This window comes from Desulfovibrio inopinatus DSM 10711 (genome assembly GCF_000429305.1).
Lineage (GTDB): Bacteria > Desulfobacterota > Desulfovibrionia > Desulfovibrionales > Desulfovibrionaceae > Alteridesulfovibrio > Alteridesulfovibrio inopinatus.
In genome coordinates this window covers 208,342-224,578 of the sequence record NZ_KE386878.1, presented here as the reverse complement: position 1 = coordinate 224,578, position 16,237 = coordinate 208,342, and the positions used below count along the sequence as shown (strand labels likewise).

Sequence of the window (16,237 nt, the reverse complement as noted above, 5' to 3'; positions counted from 1 at the left end):
AGATTACGAAGAGGAGAATACCATGCGTATCTGTTTTCTTGGAGATTCCATCACCAATGGCATCGGAGACCCTGAGTTCCTCGGGTGGCCTGGCCGATTGTGTAAACGGGAAGCTCCATCACTCGCCGACCTGACAGCATATAACCTCGGGGTACGTGCCGATACCACAGCGTTGCTCCTGGAACGTGCTCTTCCCGAAATTACCCATCGCCTGCCAGACGGTGTCGATGGACGAGTTGTTGTCTCGTGTGGCGTTGCCGATGCATTTCTTATGGGTGACCTTCCCCGCATCCCGAGTTTCGATTCGCTTGCCAACCTCAGGCAAATCCTTGACCAGTTAACACCCCGTTACCCTCTTCTCGTCGTCGGCCCAACACCCGTGGCTGATCCCAGACGGAATGCTCAAGTCGCCGAAATCAACTCTGTCTATGCGAATGGCCTCGCGGAGACCGATATTCCCTTCTGCAATGTGTATGAGAGGCTCGGCCAATCCGCAGCATGGCAACATGACTTACAAATTGGCGACGGAGTTCACCCTAAAGCAGATGGATATACGGCAATGGCCGATATTATTGCAGATTGGAAGGGTTGGCGGTCCTGGTTTTAGAGAAGAAGGACAACTTTATGACGATACAAGTCGAACAAATCCAGCCTTTTGTCGTGGGATAACACGACGCGAAGACATGAGTCGGAGGAAAGACAGGCGGTGCGATAGCGTCTCTCGTGAAAAGGATATCTTTTCTCTTTCCTCTGGACTCTCGGACAAAAAAACTGTGAAACAATGCCACTCACAGAAGCTGTAGGCCCTTCATCGCTTGGTGAAGTTGAAGGCTGACCCAGGCGTCAGTTGCCGCATAGTCTATCTGCTGTCTCGTGAGATTGACTTTGCTCCAATTGGAGCACTGGGCTTTTTTGGAAATGCGTATTCTCAACAAATTGGCCGCAAGCGTCCGCAGACCGCTCGTTTTGAGTCCCCAATGTCTCGCAACTTCTCCTAAATCGACAAAAGCTTGCGCGTCAAGTGGGTGGATGCGTCCAAGACCGGTAATATCGTCTCGCACGGCAACCCCCGTTTTCACAACATCGGGGCGCTCTAACAGTGCCCAAATTCGATTTGGATAACGTAGCGCTTTAAGCCGAAAGAGATAGACTACATTGACACCGGCAAGTTGTAAGATAGCAGGAGGATACGAACGGCCTTTCTTGAACGAAGGCCGTGTCTCCGTATCGAATCCAAGAACAGCCTGGGGCTCCAGTACGTCGGCGGCGCGATCGGCATGTTCTTGAGATAGAACATATTCAACACGCCCTTCATAACGACGTAAAGGCAACGTGTTGATTTCGTCTTTGGTGACTTGACGCTGCAACTCTTCAAGTTGTTCTGCGTCAATGAGATTTTGAAAATGCATGCCTAGCTTCGAATCATAAAACAAGAGGTTTGCGAGACACCATGTCTCACACACAGAAAGTGCCTGCGTAGCCCGACGTTACTGTTCGCACGTTAGAAAGGAACGTCGTCCATTCCACTGGCTTCTGAAGGGAAAGCCGGTCCCATGTCATCCTGGTCCTCGTAAAGAGGAGCCTTGGCAGTTTGTCCAGCAGGAGCGCGGTTTGCCTGTCCCGGTGCTTGTTGACGTTGCGGAGGGGCACCATACTCTTGCCGCCCTTGCTGTGGGGCTCGACCGGCATACCCACCTTCAGCTTGGCTGCGTGACTCCAAGAACGTGACGGTTGATCCCGGTCCGGAAACAACAATCTCGGTGATATATCGCTTTTGCCCCTGTTGGTCATCCCAACTCCGGGTACGAATTTGCCCTTCAATATAAACAAGGCGGCCCTTACTCAAATAGTTGGAACAAATCTCGGCCACCCGACCAAAAACTTTAATTCGGTGCCATTCAGTTTGTTCGACTTTTTGGCCATCGCGATTCGTGTAGGATTCGTCGGTCGCCAAAGAGAATTCGGTCACTGGGCTGCCCGAAGGTAAATACTGAAGCTTCGGATCCTGGCCGAGTCGACCAATCAACATGACTTTATTCAGGCTTCCGGCCATATCCTCTCCTCTTCAATGAGTTCTTCTGCATATCGAATCAATATAGCGCGCTGAAGCAATATCTGCAAACACATCTCGACGACGTGCGCTTTCAGATTTTTGGCGCTACCCGCTCCATGTCGGTGAGTATATCTTCCAGTTCATACGTTAATGTGTCGGCTTGGGAAGCACGACGTTCGGCAAGTGCATTGTCTAACTGCTCTTTTACGGCGAGTGCCTTTTCGACAAATGGACTCAGCGTGGTTTTTACGGTTTTATCAAGATCACCGTAATGGACGATGTCCCAAAGGGCATCAACCAGCTCAAGGACCCCTTCCGGCTCGTGGGGTGGCGTGGGCCTATTCGGTGTCACCAGGCCGAAAAGACGCGGCCAGGCGCGCTGTACCTCACTCGGATCATACGTCGTTGCAGACACGCGAATCTGTAAAAACTTCCCCACGGCACCCTCCTTCAGGCTAGTCCCGCTCTTCCCATTCCGATTGTACCCGATTGACCACGTCCTGGATGAGGCCGACCTGATCTTCAGGGCATACCCCAATGAGCGGACTCCCTGCATCAACGTTTTGATTGTGCTCGAAATACACCGTGTAAATTTTTCCTTCAGGCCCGGTATAATGCAGGAGCTTTTCCCGCTTCATACGAGATACGATAAACAGCTCCATCCCGTCGATGACGGTCACCGTACGGCTCCCCGAGGCTTTGATCTTTTTATCCACATCGGGCGTAAAATAATAGGTAGCACGTTCAGGCGCCTCAAACAAATATAACACTTGCTTGAGAATGGTTTCGATGACCTCGTCACTGGAAAGAAAGTGACGAATCGTCAACAAGGGTGTCCCCGCTTCAACAAAGCGAGAGTTTAAATCCATATTGATGGATTGAATCTCGCCTTTCAGTTGAGCATGAATAAACTTCTTATTACGCTCCCGCTCCAGTGAAGCCAAAAGCGTGCCTGGCTTTTCACGCCAAGTTCCCGACGGACCAACCACTTTTTGATTCGAGGTCAGCTCGGCAAATTCCACCACGCCGGTATGCGGCGCCAAAACCTCTATCTCTTCGAAAGGCGAGGCCTTGATTTCATCCAGTAGCTCTTTGACGTCGATCATAGTCATATACTCATTACAGCCTCGTATCACCCCAGCGACGCGGCCGAAGCCTAGTCTCGCCGGGCGTACCGGCGATTAGCGATAATACAGGTTGCGTCCACCGATGGTCAAAAAGGCCTGTGACAGATTCTTTTTGATGTCGCGTCGATCCCATATTCCCTGAATGTGGCCACGGGCCAACGCTTGATGGGCTCGGTGGTAATCAGGAGGCATGTCAACACCCGTCGTTTCCTTGATGACCCCGGGACCGGCAAAACCGATATTCGCCGAGCGCACCGAAAACTGATACGGTGAGCAGCCAAGAAAGCTCGCCACAGGACCAGCGTACGAGTTCGTATCATACAGCACAACGTAAAGGCCACCAGCTTCAATATATCGACGGACAGCAAGTGTACATCGTGGCATCTGGATAACACCGTTGGTGCCTTCCTGGATACGGATACCAGCCGTCCCATGGACGTAGGCCAAAAACGGATAGTGTTTTTTTCTGGCTCGTGATGCTGCCCGGATAAACTTTTCCCCTTCTGCCGCGCCGACAGTTCCTCCACGGAACGGCGCAAGGAACAACGCGACAACAAGCTTGACCCCATCAATACGTGCTTCAAAAGTAATGCACGAGGAAAGTCGACCGGTCTTTTTCTTGGCAATATCCAACTTATTATTGAACCCGGCATATTCCAAAGGATTTCCGGCTTCAACTTCGGCGTTAAACTCTATCACCGAACCTTCGTCAAAAATATTATTGACAAACCACTGGTATTCCATGGGAAAATGATGTCCACAATACGAACATACCCCGGCAAAATCACCATACAGGTCTGGTGCCCACAAATCGAGGCATCCATGAGTTTTCGCATTGGGGCAGGTGACAGCACGATCCTCTTTGGACAACGGGCTAATATAACTCCACCCCCAGTCCTCAAGGCATACCCCCTCTTCCGGGCAGGAAAGCTGTGTCAATTTCTCGCGCTTTTCCTGATCAAGCCCATTTTTAGGAGCAATTTTGTTCCCTATCTTACGGAAAGGTGAAAGCAGCTTGTTCTGAACAACGTGTATCTCGGCTTGCATTTCTTCAACCGTGCGCGAGACTTTCTTTTCGTGTTTCCCTAAGAAGTCATAACGCAGAAAAGAATACGCCGACCATAACGCATTTTGTGCACCGGCATATGCTTTTGCCGCCGAAGTACTCGAGTCGATATAGGCATGTTTCGCCATACGACGAAACTTCTGATAGCGTTTCCAAATCAAACGATCGACCGATCCCGGTTCCAGTCCCCAGCGCACATGCATGCTGTCTGAATCCACACCATGCAACTTCTTCCGGCGCTGAATCGCCATGGATCGAAAGAGCTTAAAGCCTTTGACCCCCAGAAAGACTTCATCGGTGGCCAACACGACTTCCTGACGCAATTTTTTGAAAAAATCATAGTGATGCGGTCTGGCACCTAAAGGAGGTTCTTCAATAACGCGATCAATGTACCCCATCGAGAGGTTGTCTTCAGCAGTAATTTTCAACCGCTTGACACACTCCTCCACCAATCCAGCTGGAGCCCGCTGGCCCTGGCGAATGCCGGATTCGATTGCGGCTGCACCTTCAGGAGAAATGACCGAATAATATCCATGGGAAAGCATCAACCGAACATCAGCTAATGCGATGGCTTCAGCACCACCGGAACCACCTTCGGAAAACACGCTGATAACTGGCACTTTGAGGTGTGCCATTTCATATAAATTGCGTGCAATCTGCTGGGCTGCACCCGGGTAATCTTCGACAGGAAACGCCCCAGGGGTAAAAACATATGTATGAATGGGAATATTTTCGGTTTCCGCGACCTTCATATATTGCAACGCTTTCGCGTTACCCCACGGTTTCACCGAACCACCATTCCGAAAATCCTGACCATGGCCTTTTTCCTGACCAATAACCATGACAGGCTGGTTGAACACCTTGGAACCTCGACGCCGTGTGATATAGGCGCGAGCGATAATCATGGCCGGATCGATGCTGTATTCGTCCTGACCGCCGATTTCAGTATAGTTGTCGTAGACGTTTTCAAGAATATCTTTGAGGCTGATGCGATGTGGATGTCGTACGACCCGGACCTTGTCCATGGGGGTGAGTTGATCGTTGAGCTTCTTTTCGAGAAAATCGAAAAGATCCTCAAGTTGCGCGAGCAGCTTGATCGCCTCATGCAGAGGAACAGTACTTTCACGTTGGAGAAACTCTTCAAGCTTCGTCTCCAACAGTTTGATATTTTCGTTACTATGCGAATCGAAAATATCGTGAATATATTGAAGCCTATCCCGGAGTTCTGTAATACGTTTGTCGATGTCCATACTCATATCTATGTCAACGTAGACCGGAGCCTCGTTGTATTTTTGAGAATTGATGAAGCGGCGTGTCGTTAGAACCGCAGAAGATCGGCCGTTCTGTCACGCAAGAAGGCGACATTGGATCGGAGCGGTTGGCCTGCTTGATCCTCGCCGGTCAGTTTGAAATCGTCGAGAAAGGAAACCCCACGTTGTTTTGCATCAGCGAGATTCGATCCCCAGATGATGGCCAAAGCCAAGTTCGGGTCGTAATCCGTCGGGATTTCGTAGGGTTCGTCACGAGGAATCTGGCTGTGGACAGATAACCAATCATGCTCGGGCGGTGAAAAGGTATCAATCCGTCCAACCCATGGAGTGAATTTATTATCGGGATCTTCCGCAATTATACGGTATTCAATCCCCACTCCCTCAAAGGATATGTCGGCTTGCGTATATCCCAAAGGATCCCCCAGGCCGGTTCGAATTTGCTCGGCGATAAGGTCCACTCCGCCAGTACCACGAATGCGGGCAATCGCTGCGGAAACACCATTTTCAACCTGAATGCGGGTATTGACTTCCATGAGGAACGGATGCCCAGCTGGCGACACAATCCATTCCCATGTCCCGACCGAATCGTATCGCACTTCTTTGGCCATAGCCAAGGAGTGGCGAATAATATCGTTCAGAACCTGTGCCGCATTGAATCCATAGTCGAGCTCATCAGGCGAAAAACCAGGCGCAACTTCAATGCGCTTTTGCCGTCCAGTACTCTGCACCGTGCAGTTTCGCGTACCGAAATGGACAATGGCTTCACCAGTCCGGTCGCCAATGATCTGAACTTCCAAATGGTTGAAATCGTAAATGCGTTGCTCGATGAGAACGCCTTCATCATGGAATTGGCGTTTAGAATAGTTTCGGATTCGACGATAGACGGTTTTAAAGGAGTCGAGATCATCGACTTCTTCGATTCCCATTCCCCCGCCTCCAGCTGAGGCTTTGACCAGAACAAGCGGCTTCTCTACTCCTTGCTCTGCCTGAAAAGAAAACAGGTTTTCGGCAATTTCCTCGGCTTCCAATTCGTCATACACCGGTCGGTCAGAACCTGGCACAGTCGGTACGCCAAGGCTACGCGCCAATCGTTTTGTGTTAATTTTGTCGCCAAGAGATCGGATAATGCGCCAGGACGGACCAAGAAAAATCATTTTATTAGTCCGCTCGCTCACGCGCCGAGCAAAACGATAATCCTCGGCAAAAAAACCATAGCCTGGATGCACGGCGGTTGCGCCAGCATGATCGGCGACGGAGAGAATTTCGTTGGCGTCATGATAAGACGAAACCTTAAATGCGGCCTCTTCTCCTCCCAATTCGCGGGCAAGAGTCAGGTGGCCGGAATGTTTATCGGCTTCGGTGTACACACAGACAAAATCCAGAGCCAATTTTTTACAGGCCTGGATAATACGCATGGCGATTTCCCCTCGGTTCGCCACCAGAACTTTATGTGATGATGCTGTCACGGATTACTTGACCCATTCTCGTTTTTTTCAGCGTTTTTCTTCAATTCAATCAAGCGCTTTTGGACTTCGAGTACGAGCTTGTCCAGCCGGACCTCCTGACGTCGTTCAAGTTCACTGAACTTGATGCCAGCAGTACCATCGGGCAAAACCCGTAAAATCGAGCACGGCAACCCCTTAAGATAGAGCCGCTTGGATATGAAAAGATCGATCGTAGTTTGTTGGCCTTCTTTGACATGTGAAGCGGCGTCTATAATGCCCAAACCCGAAACACTCAAGTCTTTTACAGTGAACTCTTCGTCGTAATCCCCCAATTTGGCAGTCAAGCCAGGGACTTTTGTTCGAAAGGCGCCGCGTCGCAGTTCGTGTGACGAGAGTTTGAAGTCGAAATCCATATGGCGCTACCCCCCGATGCGTTTTTCCAGGACGAACTCGACGCGCCTGTTCTTCTGCCTGTTTTGCTCCGACGTGTTTGGGTAGAGGGGTTCTAAATCAGCTAACCCCGTAGCTGTCAATCTATTGGGTGACATTCCTTGCGACACAAAGTATCGAAGCACATTGACGGCACGCATCGCAGACAATTCCCAATTATCTTTATAATGAGACCCCATTTCAAGCGGGGTATCGTCTGTAAACCCTCGAATATTGATGGTTTCGTCAGGCACTTTGATGAAGTAGTCTTTCAAACTCTTGAGGACACGTTGCCCTGCTGGCGTTAATTCTGCATCTCCTCGTTTAAAAAGCACCTCGGACGGCACCTTGATCGTAATTTTCCCAGAATCAAGTTTCGCCGCCACAATACCTTCAATACCCTTTCGCGAAACATAGGATTCAAAATCCTGATATGTTCGGCGTTGTTCCCGTAGAATCTGCTGTTTGAGCCGAGCCTGTTCAACAAGCAGCGTGGCTTCGGTTGGTGATGTCGGCCCCGTCATCAGTTGCTTGCCCGAGGCTCCAAGCGCCTTCTTGACCGACTGAAACGAGTCGAGAAACTTTTCCACATCCGGAGAGGACATGGAATACAGCAGAACGAAGAATGTCATCAAAAGAAGCGAGATGTCAGCGAACGTTGTCAGCCACTGCTCTCCACATTCATTTTCCTTTTCGTCGTCTATTTCGAATTCATCATTTTCGATCATAGGTTCTGTCCTTTGGCGCCATGAACGAAGACAGTTTCTCGTAAACAAGCCGCGGGTTATTGTTTTCAAGAATGCACTTGGCTCCCTCGAAAATAATGTCCAGGTGCAAGACTTCCTGCTGCGTTCGGGCTCGGAGTTTACCGGCAATTGGTAAAAACAAGAGGTTTGCCATGATCGACCCATAAAAAGTGGTGATGATGGCAACAGCCATGGCTGGGCCGACGGTTTTGGGATCTTCCAATCGCGTCAGCATTTGGACGAGACCGATGAGTGTACCGATCATCCCAAAAGCGGGAGCAAAAGAACCAAATGATTTGAAAACATTTTCACCAATAAGATGGCGACGTTTCATTGATGCGATTTCAATATGTAATGTATCTCGAATCAAGGTAGGATCGGCATTATCTGCAATAAGCTGACAGGCTTTTTTCAAGACGGTGTTTTCAGTCTGAATATTTTCAAGAGCAAGGAGACCTTCACGGCGACTTATTTCCGCTACCCGGACCATGATATTGACGACTTCGCTGTCCTTGACTTTCCGTGAGGCAAAAATTTTAAATCCAGCATAAAATGCCTGGACCACCTCCTCGAAAGGAAATGCGACACAAACAGCCGCCAAAGTCCCACCGGCGACGATCATAAGGCTTGGTAAGTTAACGAATTCACGGAGGGTTCCCCCCATGAAGATCGCGCCCAATACAAGTCCAACGCCGGTTGTCAATCCAAGTAACGTAGAAATATCCATGGAGCGGCCTCTGGTTTTTTTTCCGGGGTACGCGTAGTAAACGAAGCGCCTTTACAGTAGTAATCTTGTGTATGTCGTATCAAAACAGAACGACAGTATTGTTACCCTCGAGCACCCGGAGAATTATGCAAATTCAAGATATTGTCCAGAACGCAGCGGCATATTTGCACAAAAACCTCCCTCAACAACCGCCCAAAACTATCGGCATCATAGCTGGAACCGGGCTTGGAGGAGTGGTCGATCTCCTAGAAGACCCTATTATCACTCCCTATACCGCCATTCCGAATTTCCCGGTTTCCACAGTGGAAAGCCATGCTGGCCAACTTGTTGTAGGATCAGTCGCCGATACACAGGTCTACCTTTTCCAAGGTCGATTTCATCTGTATGAAGGATACAGTCCTGCACAAGTTGTTATGAGCGTACGTACGCTCGGGGTTCTCGGTGTCAAAAAACTCATTTTGACGAATGCAGCCGGCGCAATCAACCCCCTCTTTCACGAGGGGGAAATCATGGCGATTACCGACCATATAAACTTTACGGGAACCTCGCCTCTTATCGGTCCCAATGTCGACAATTGGGGTCCACGCTTTCCCGATGCAAGCGAAATTTATTCGCGAGTGCTTCTCGACCTCTGCGCGAAGCAGGCTCTGCAACTCGGCATCCCGTTATACCAGGGCGTATACGCTGGTGTCGTCGGCCCCAACCTCGAAACACCTGCTGAAACACGTATGTTCAAAATGCTTGGTGCCGATGCAATCGGTATGTCCACCGTCATGGAAGCATTGGCGGCCATGCATATGGGTATGGATATTCTCGGGTTGTCGTGTTTGGCAAACCAAAATTTACCCGACTGCATGGCAAAAGTGAGTCTCGAACAGGTTGTTGCCACAGCCGGAGCAGCCTGCGATAAGCTTGTCCGACTTCTCAGCCACATTCTTCCTCAAATCGCATAGTACCTGTGGGCCGGCATTTTCAAGTAAAAGTACGCCTCGTTAACGCGAAACGCCGGCCCCCCTTCCGGGGATGCATCATACTACCGCTTCTCACTCGCTGTATCACGTTCAGCCAAAGCAATTAAGCCACGCCGACCGAGTTCCCGTAAAAACGCCGCCAGACTCGTTTCGGCCTCTCTGTTTTGAAGATTGTAGCGTTTCGCAAAAGTATCGACAAGGTCAAGAAATCGATTGTGCCCATCGATCAGTTCCCACGCTGCCGTTCCCATCTCATCAAGTTCAATCGTTTTTTGCGTGGGTTTTCCATCCCATGCACCAAATCGCTTGGCGAGCGATGCAAACCATGGTTTCACGGTTACAGGATACGACAAGCGTATCACTCCGGATGCAAGACGCTCTTCACTCACCTGCCGATTCTTGACCGGACACATATCAAGCGAAACATTTCGAGAAGGCGAACTCGTGGTCCCCTTGGGATTTATTTTTTTAAAAAGTCGCATATGCAGACACAAATGGATTGAGATCATCACGTGTCACGACATGACGCGATGAAAGCAAGATCCCTAGAAGCTTATTGGCAGTTGCCACATGCCAAAATTGCGCGACCCGATATGGCCGTCGACTTGTTTTTGCCATAAGATCGTACAGAGCTCCACCCAATCCTTGGGGCCTGATCGTATCGACCCAAATGCAATTTTCTTCATCTTCGGACATCACTTGTAATCGGCCGGAAAACGCAGCGACAACCCCTTCTTGCACGAGTTGTTCAAATGAAAATCGTCGCAAGAGTACATCGGCTGGAGCAAATCGATACAATCGTAATGTGTCGTGTCCGCGGACAAATTCAATATCAAATCGCCCCGGGGCAAATGACGATGAGGATAATGCCCAGGCAGGAGCGAGTCGAATGCGGATATCGTAGACCATCCAATCCACACGCTTTTCAGTACATAGATCGGTCAATGAAGAAAAAACTTGAGCGAATTGTTTATAAAAATCTGCAAGAAGACGTGATTGTACAATAACAATACGGCCACAGCGTCGACAACACAGCACGGCTCCCAATTCCTGAACATTCAGTTTGTCTGTCCGGCCAAAATAGACGACATCAAATCCTTGTGGTGAATCGACTGCAAAAGGCCATACCTGTGCAGAACGCGTTTCAAAACGTGCAGAAGAAGGGAGGCGTCGACGAATTTCACGTACAGCCTGGTCCAGCGTTTTTCTCGGACGACTTACAGACCACTTTGCTTCAAGTAGCGGTCCAACAGCATTCTCAAGCCCTATCTCTCCCTTGCCAATCCGCCCAGGAACCCAATCTTCAGGGACTTGCATACGCAATCCATCCCAAGCGATAAGACGCCGATCATGCATCGAAAGAGTAGTGCGAGAAGATGACGACAAGAGAATGATCTGGTTGCAGTGAATTTGAAGTGACATTACGCCGTGCGCAAATCGCAGGCGTCGCTTTCTGGTCCAAGATCGCGGGGTAAAATAAAATAGAAATTATTTCCCTGAGGTGTGGGTTCATATCCACACACTCCACCATGGAGACGAACAACTTCTCGAATAAAATACAATCCATGGCCTGTTCCGTACTCTCCCTTGGCATTGACCCCACGAAACCCTTCGTCAAAAAGATTGGACGATTCCTCCTTACTCAAAGGTGGACCAGAAGAAAACACGTTGAGCTTCACTCCATCACGTCCCGGCCCAAAATAATTCTTCATCACATCCCAGCCATACGACAAAAACTTTCGAAGCCGCCCGCGGTCATCCACTTCACGGGCATATTTCACCGCATTGGAAAACAGATTCGAATAGACTTGGCTTATAAGGCCAATATCGGCAACGACCTCAATCTCTTCATCAGGAACACCACCAAGCGATGTATCGATTTCAACTTGGCGCTCAGCCAAACGAGGCCGGAATCGTTCAAGTTGTGGGTCAATGATTTGGCTTTTGAAATTACACGCACGCTTTTCAAGAACGTATCGCCCTTTTTCAAAATGACTTCGTCGCAATAACGTTTCCAGAAAAAGACTCGTATTTTTATAATGATTGTAAATTTGCTTATATTGGTCGCGTAACCCCTTATAGATATACCCCATTTCGTCCGTCAGTTCCTGGCGTCGCTCTCTATCCAAAGCACCTTGTGCTTCACACCGTTCTAAAACACCGTCAAGTTTTTGCGCGAACTCGTCGATGAGATTAATTCTGGCATCCAATCGACGATAAAACAATTTGAAGTACATATTGGGAACAATAACATTGTGCCCGATATCTTTTACGAGGGTACGAATGAATTGAATATGTTCTCGATTTTTTTGACCAATAATACGATTATGCAACTGGTATCCGATACGATTCGCATATCGCTCCCAAAAAAGTCGATCATGCTCGCATAATGTCTTGGTGGGATATATTTCCAAAACACCAATGATATCCCCTTGGCAATCGAATGGCAGAAGAGAGATCAACTCGTGATTCCCTTTGATGGGGATGATATAACGTCCGTCAACGTGTTTCGGTTGAACAGGTAAAGGCAGTTCACAGAGATCTGGGGTTGCAACGGGGCTCTCTTGCAGGGTTGATCGAACAACAACATCCCCTTCCGACTGTAAAATATATAATGTAGCGTCAAGACTAAAGAGGATTTTAGGGATCATTACGCAAATAGCGTAGAGATCTTCAACATCGTTGAATTCTTGGGCGAGATCGAAAAAAATATTGAGCGCTGAACTTTGTTCAGGATTAAAATTATACTCTGTATAGTCGTCTATTTTCTCATGGATACGCTTTTGAACACTCATAAGCCGCAGTTTACCAAACGGTGATAATGGATTGGGAACATCATTCGGACGTATTGTGTCCAGGGTGAATTCGTCTGTCAAATTTTTTTCGACCATCCCAGGACCCCTGATAAAAAAGGAAAATTAATGTTTTCCCTTGTTATATGATATATTCCCGGTGAAATAGCAAGCACTTACCTCAGGTAGATTTCCCGCCTCCCTTGAGATGAATGTGAACGTCTGTTCCAGCATATCCTTTGAGCTGGGCAAGCATACCGCGAATACTGCCGGCCACAATCGATGCGACAAAAGGATTGAGTCCGAGTTCGGCACCTCCGACTGAAATTGAAAGCTCCGACGAAGTCGCTTTGCAGTCTGAACGAGAACACTGACCGGATACAATGCGGGCCGCCATCTCACGGCACGTTTCAAAGCCACATGCAGAACAATCAAGCCCAGGAAGGAGAAAGCCTTGCGCTAAAACAATATCAGCTAAATCCGCCACGGTTTCAACGTGCGGAATGCCTGGGACAGCAATCGAGCCAAACGTTGCCAGAGTAATACCACCAGGGACAGCTCCAAGATCAGCTGCTTCAGATGGATCGCGCAGGACAACAATTTGCGGCAAAAATCCTAACGCTTTGCCCCCCTCAACGACAAGAGCTTCGCCGCGTAGCAAGGGGAGCAAGTCGAGTAACGAACGCTTTTCAGGAAAAGCAACGCCACATTGGGTCGGTGCCAATGCGGCGACAGACGTCGCAACTTCCAGCAATCTGGCGGTATCAGTATCGGCCTTATCCAGCGTGAGTTGATGCGTCGATTTGGCAGCTGCGGTCTGCACATTGCGCCGCATGAGTTCGGCAACGAGATCGACAGTCAGAGTAGTTTTACCCGATTTTTTAAAACCTACAATCTTCACGGCAATCATTCATCATTCTCCACATGTATAGGCCAAAAAAAACCGGACGAAGTCGCCCGGTTTTTCATGAAAAAAAGGCGAGTCAGATTATTCTTCAGACTGCACCTGCTGCAGCAGTTCAATGGCCTGCGTCAGCTTCTCAGTCTGAGACTGGGAATCAAGCTGTGTACGCAGAAAAGCAGCCTGCTGAGCAATCTGAACTAACATGTTGTTATAAATAATCTTTTTCGTTTTTTCAGGCAAAGTTTCAAGCTCAGCCAGACGCGAATCAAATGTACCCACAGTCTGGGAAAGTCCAGTCATGTCACCCTTTACAGCGTCAACGGCGCTGGCAACATTCTTGGATTCTTCCATAGCGCTAGCAATCTGCGTGTCCATCTCATGCATATGCTCTTGAAGTCCGGCCATTTTTTTCGTGCCAGCAAAATAAAGCACAACAGCGATAACGACGGCCAGCATGGCGATAATCATGCCGACACGCCCCATGTCATGGGCAGTTTTCGTCATAATTTCAGCACGCAGTTCTTGTTCCTTTTCCTGCATGCGAGATTTTGCTTCATCCAAAACTATGACCTTTTCGTTGCCATTCTTTTCCAATGTCTCCTCCTTGAAGTGAACGTGAATCAACACTCTCGTGGCGTTGTTTCGTATCTGCAAAACTGTGATTAAATACGCCGCGAAACTCGAAATGTCTACTTTGTTTGCATTCTCACATCCAAAAAAGTGTCATCGGATATGGAGCATACTCGCCTGTGTTTCACGAGCTGTGACGTGGCCAATAACAGCAGCCAAGTCCCCTTCCTGCAACAACATGGCCTGAACCGATTCAACAAATTTCTCCGGCACAGCAAGCACCAGTCCGCCAGATGTTTGAGCATCGAAAAAAAGATCGACAAAGACAGGGTCAACATCTGGATGAATATCGACGGAGCATGAAAAAAAACGTTTGTTGGCAAAACTTCCAGCCGGCACAAGACCAATTGATGCGAGGTCGTATGCTCCGGGTAAAAGCGGTACGGATGTTGAGTCAAGCACAACATCAACAGTCGATGCTTGTGCCATCTCCAAAAGATGCCCTCCTAGTCCAAAGCCAGTTATATCCGTCGCTCCTTTAAGTCCGAATTCACGCACAGCTTGCCCAGCAGTTGCGTTGAGTCGTGAGGCCCATCGAAACAAATCGCGCGAAAAAGAAGTGGCGCCTTCCCAATCGGCTTTGATTGCAGTGGCCAAAACACCGGTTCCAATGGGTTTGGTTAAAATGAGACGATCGCCAGGGCGCAATCCTCGGTTACTTGCATAACGATCAGGGTCAACAACTCCAGAAACAGATAAGCCAAATTTAATCTCGGCATCTTCTACGCTATGCCCTCCAACAGGAGCAGCGCCGGCTTCAAGAACTTTATCGACTCCGCCTCGCAAAATAGAGCGCAAAATGCTTTTGTCCATGGTCTGTATAGGAAAGCAGACAATATTCATCGCACATAACGGGGTTCCGCCCATGGCATAAATATCGGACAAAGCATTTGCTGCAGCGATCTGACCAAATTCATAAGGATCGTCGACAAGAGGAGTAAAAAAATCGAGTGTTTGGACAAGAGCCTGTCCATCTGGAAACTCCACAATAGCAGCATCCTCGTTGTCTTGAAGCCCAACAAGCACGCGTGCATCACGAGGCACATTGAGATCACTTAAAATATCCTCCAGGTCCCCTGGAGTAATTTTAGCGGCTCAACCGGCTGCTTTGACGGATTGTGCCAATCGAATTGTGGCCATGAGGTCTCCTAAATATTAATGCTCCAGGAATTCAATAAAATAGCGCATGGCTGGAAAAAAATGTCGTTTGCCATGATATACAGCATAAAAAGCCCGGTGCATACGTAATTTTGGAACACTGACACAAACAAGTTCATTCCGTGCCAAGAAGTCTGCCGCTGCCAGTCGAGACGTGACTGATAATCCAATCCCTGCTGCAACACATTGCAATACAGCCTGATTTGTCTGTACTTCAACAGCAATATTCAGGCAACGAATATCGAGACCAATAGCAATCAAAGCATTCTCAAATGCCTTTCGTGTTCCTGATCCTTGCTCACGCATAACCCAAGGCCAAGTACAAAGTTCTTTTGTTCCAATAACAATATTATCTTCTGCATTCAAAGAATACCGTGACGCTATTTTGGCAGACGCGACAACAATAAGCTCGTCTTCCATCAAGGGAGAAAATACCAGGTCAGGATGATCCATTGTCATGCCAATAATGCCGACAGTGAGGTCACCGTGGGCGACACGATCGATAATTCCTTGCGAGTCATCAACGTGAAGTTGAATACGCACTTCTGGATATTTTGCAGTAAATTTGGCTATGATTCCAGGAAGAAGATAATGTGCAGGGATGGTACTTCCCCCAATGATGAGATCACCGGCAACACGCTCTTGTAATAAATGAATTTCAGCCAAAGCATTATCAAGAACGGTAAAGGCTTGTTGCGCATATTTATAGAGAATATCAGCAGCCTGCGTTGGCATGACGATGCGACCAAGCCGATCAAAAAGTTGCGTCTTAAGCTCGGATTCCAAAGCAGAAACATGCGCGCTTATCGTTGGCTGTGAAAGTAAAAGGTCTTGACCAGCTTTGGAAAAACTTTTCAGCTCGTAGACTTTGCAGAATGCTTCCAATCGTCTTATATCCACGAATCCAATCTCTTCTAT

At 48.6% G+C, this 16,237-nt stretch carries 18 protein-coding genes; 2 read left to right on the top strand and 16 right to left on the bottom strand.

The features are described 5' to 3' along the window. The first annotated feature begins 22 nt into the window (after positions 1-22). Positions 23-607 (top strand): GDSL-type esterase/lipase family protein, encoded by a 585-nt coding sequence (locus G451_RS0121620; RefSeq protein WP_027185880.1) that lies wholly within the window; start codon positions 23-25, stop codon positions 605-607. Positions 608-788: 181 nt separating this feature from the next. On the opposite strand, the gene G451_RS0121615 is transcribed toward G451_RS0121620, so the two are convergent. The 9 genes from G451_RS0121615 to G451_RS0121575 form a co-directional block, all read right to left on the bottom strand. Further along, positions 789-1,409 (bottom strand): 3'-5' exonuclease, encoded by a 621-nt coding sequence (locus tag G451_RS0121615; RefSeq protein ID WP_034643379.1) that lies wholly within the window; start codon positions 1,407-1,409, stop codon positions 789-791. A gap of 92 nt (positions 1,410-1,501) precedes the next feature. Next, positions 1,502-2,053 (bottom strand): single-stranded DNA-binding protein, encoded by a 552-nt coding sequence (locus G451_RS0121610; RefSeq protein WP_027185878.1) that lies wholly within the window; start codon positions 2,051-2,053, stop codon positions 1,502-1,504. 91 nt (positions 2,054-2,144) lie between these two features. Next, positions 2,145-2,492 carry a hypothetical protein gene (locus G451_RS0121605; RefSeq protein ID WP_027185877.1) on the bottom strand — a complete coding sequence of 116 codons (348 nt, stop codon included), beginning with the start codon at positions 2,490-2,492 and terminating at the stop codon, positions 2,145-2,147. Positions 2,493-2,508: 16 nt separating this feature from the next. Next, positions 2,509-3,159, bottom strand: coding sequence for a hypothetical protein (locus tag G451_RS0121600; protein ID WP_027185876.1), 651 nt, complete (start codon positions 3,157-3,159; stop codon positions 2,509-2,511). Between the two features lie 75 nt (positions 3,160-3,234). After that, positions 3,235-5,496, bottom strand: a complete 2,262-nt coding sequence (locus tag G451_RS0121595; RefSeq protein WP_027185875.1) for a carboxyl transferase domain-containing protein — start codon at positions 5,494-5,496, stop codon at positions 3,235-3,237. Between the two features lie 68 nt (positions 5,497-5,564). Next, positions 5,565-6,983: a biotin carboxylase N-terminal domain-containing protein gene (locus tag G451_RS0121590; protein WP_027185874.1), complete on the bottom strand. Its 1,419-nt coding sequence runs from the start codon at positions 6,981-6,983 to the stop codon at positions 5,565-5,567. Continuing rightward, positions 6,980-7,375, bottom strand: a complete 396-nt coding sequence (locus tag G451_RS0121585) for a PilZ domain-containing protein (RefSeq protein WP_027185873.1) — start codon at positions 7,373-7,375, stop codon at positions 6,980-6,982. The genes G451_RS0121590 and G451_RS0121585 overlap by 4 nt, the downstream gene beginning before the upstream one ends. Positions 7,376-7,381: 6 nt before the next feature. Then, positions 7,382-8,119, bottom strand: a complete 738-nt coding sequence (locus G451_RS0121580) for an OmpA/MotB family protein (RefSeq protein ID WP_027185872.1) — start codon at positions 8,117-8,119, stop codon at positions 7,382-7,384. Next, positions 8,106-8,864: a motility protein A gene (locus tag G451_RS0121575; RefSeq protein ID WP_027185871.1), complete on the bottom strand. Its 759-nt coding sequence runs from the start codon at positions 8,862-8,864 to the stop codon at positions 8,106-8,108. The genes G451_RS0121580 and G451_RS0121575 overlap by 14 nt, the downstream gene beginning before the upstream one ends. Positions 8,865-8,989: 125 nt before the next feature. On the opposite strand from G451_RS0121575, the gene G451_RS0121570 reads away from it, so the two are divergent. Continuing rightward, positions 8,990-9,817, top strand: coding sequence for a purine-nucleoside phosphorylase (locus tag G451_RS0121570; protein WP_027185870.1), 828 nt, complete (start codon positions 8,990-8,992; stop codon positions 9,815-9,817). Between the two features lie 80 nt (positions 9,818-9,897). Here the strand turns inward: G451_RS0121570 and G451_RS0121565 are convergent, their stop codons facing one another. The 7 genes from G451_RS0121565 to G451_RS0121535 all read right to left on the bottom strand — a co-directional run bounded on the left by G451_RS0121565 (position 9,898) and on the right by G451_RS0121535 (position 16,219). Next, complete coding sequence (locus G451_RS0121565; protein ID WP_027185869.1) at positions 9,898-10,317, bottom strand: PqqD family protein; 420 nt, start codon at positions 10,315-10,317, stop codon at positions 9,898-9,900. Beyond that, entirely contained in the window at positions 10,304-11,152 is an 849-nt protein-coding gene (locus G451_RS0121560) for a hypothetical protein (RefSeq protein ID WP_034643376.1), read from the bottom strand. The genes G451_RS0121565 and G451_RS0121560 overlap by 14 nt, the downstream gene beginning before the upstream one ends. Positions 11,153-11,256: 104 nt before the next feature. Further along, complete coding sequence (locus tag G451_RS30955; protein WP_034643375.1) at positions 11,257-12,726, bottom strand: sensor histidine kinase; 1,470 nt, start codon at positions 12,724-12,726, stop codon at positions 11,257-11,259. Positions 12,727-12,808: 82 nt separating this feature from the next. Next, positions 12,809-13,537 (bottom strand): molybdopterin-guanine dinucleotide biosynthesis protein MobB, encoded by a 729-nt coding sequence (locus G451_RS0121550; RefSeq protein ID WP_027185867.1) that lies wholly within the window; start codon positions 13,535-13,537, stop codon positions 12,809-12,811. A gap of 78 nt (positions 13,538-13,615) precedes the next feature. After that, positions 13,616-14,125 carry a hypothetical protein gene (locus G451_RS0121545; protein ID WP_027185866.1) on the bottom strand — a complete coding sequence of 170 codons (510 nt, stop codon included), beginning with the start codon at positions 14,123-14,125 and terminating at the stop codon, positions 13,616-13,618. A gap of 129 nt (positions 14,126-14,254) precedes the next feature. Next, the gene (selD, locus tag G451_RS30950; protein ID WP_084448707.1) at positions 14,255-15,301 is read right to left on the bottom strand and encodes a selenide, water dikinase SelD; all 1,047 of its coding nucleotides are present in this window, start codon (positions 15,299-15,301) and stop codon (positions 14,255-14,257) included. Between the two features lie 15 nt (positions 15,302-15,316). Then, complete coding sequence (locus G451_RS0121535; RefSeq protein WP_027185865.1) at positions 15,317-16,219, bottom strand: selenium metabolism-associated LysR family transcriptional regulator; 903 nt, start codon at positions 16,217-16,219, stop codon at positions 15,317-15,319. Positions 16,220-16,237 lie beyond the last annotated feature (18 nt).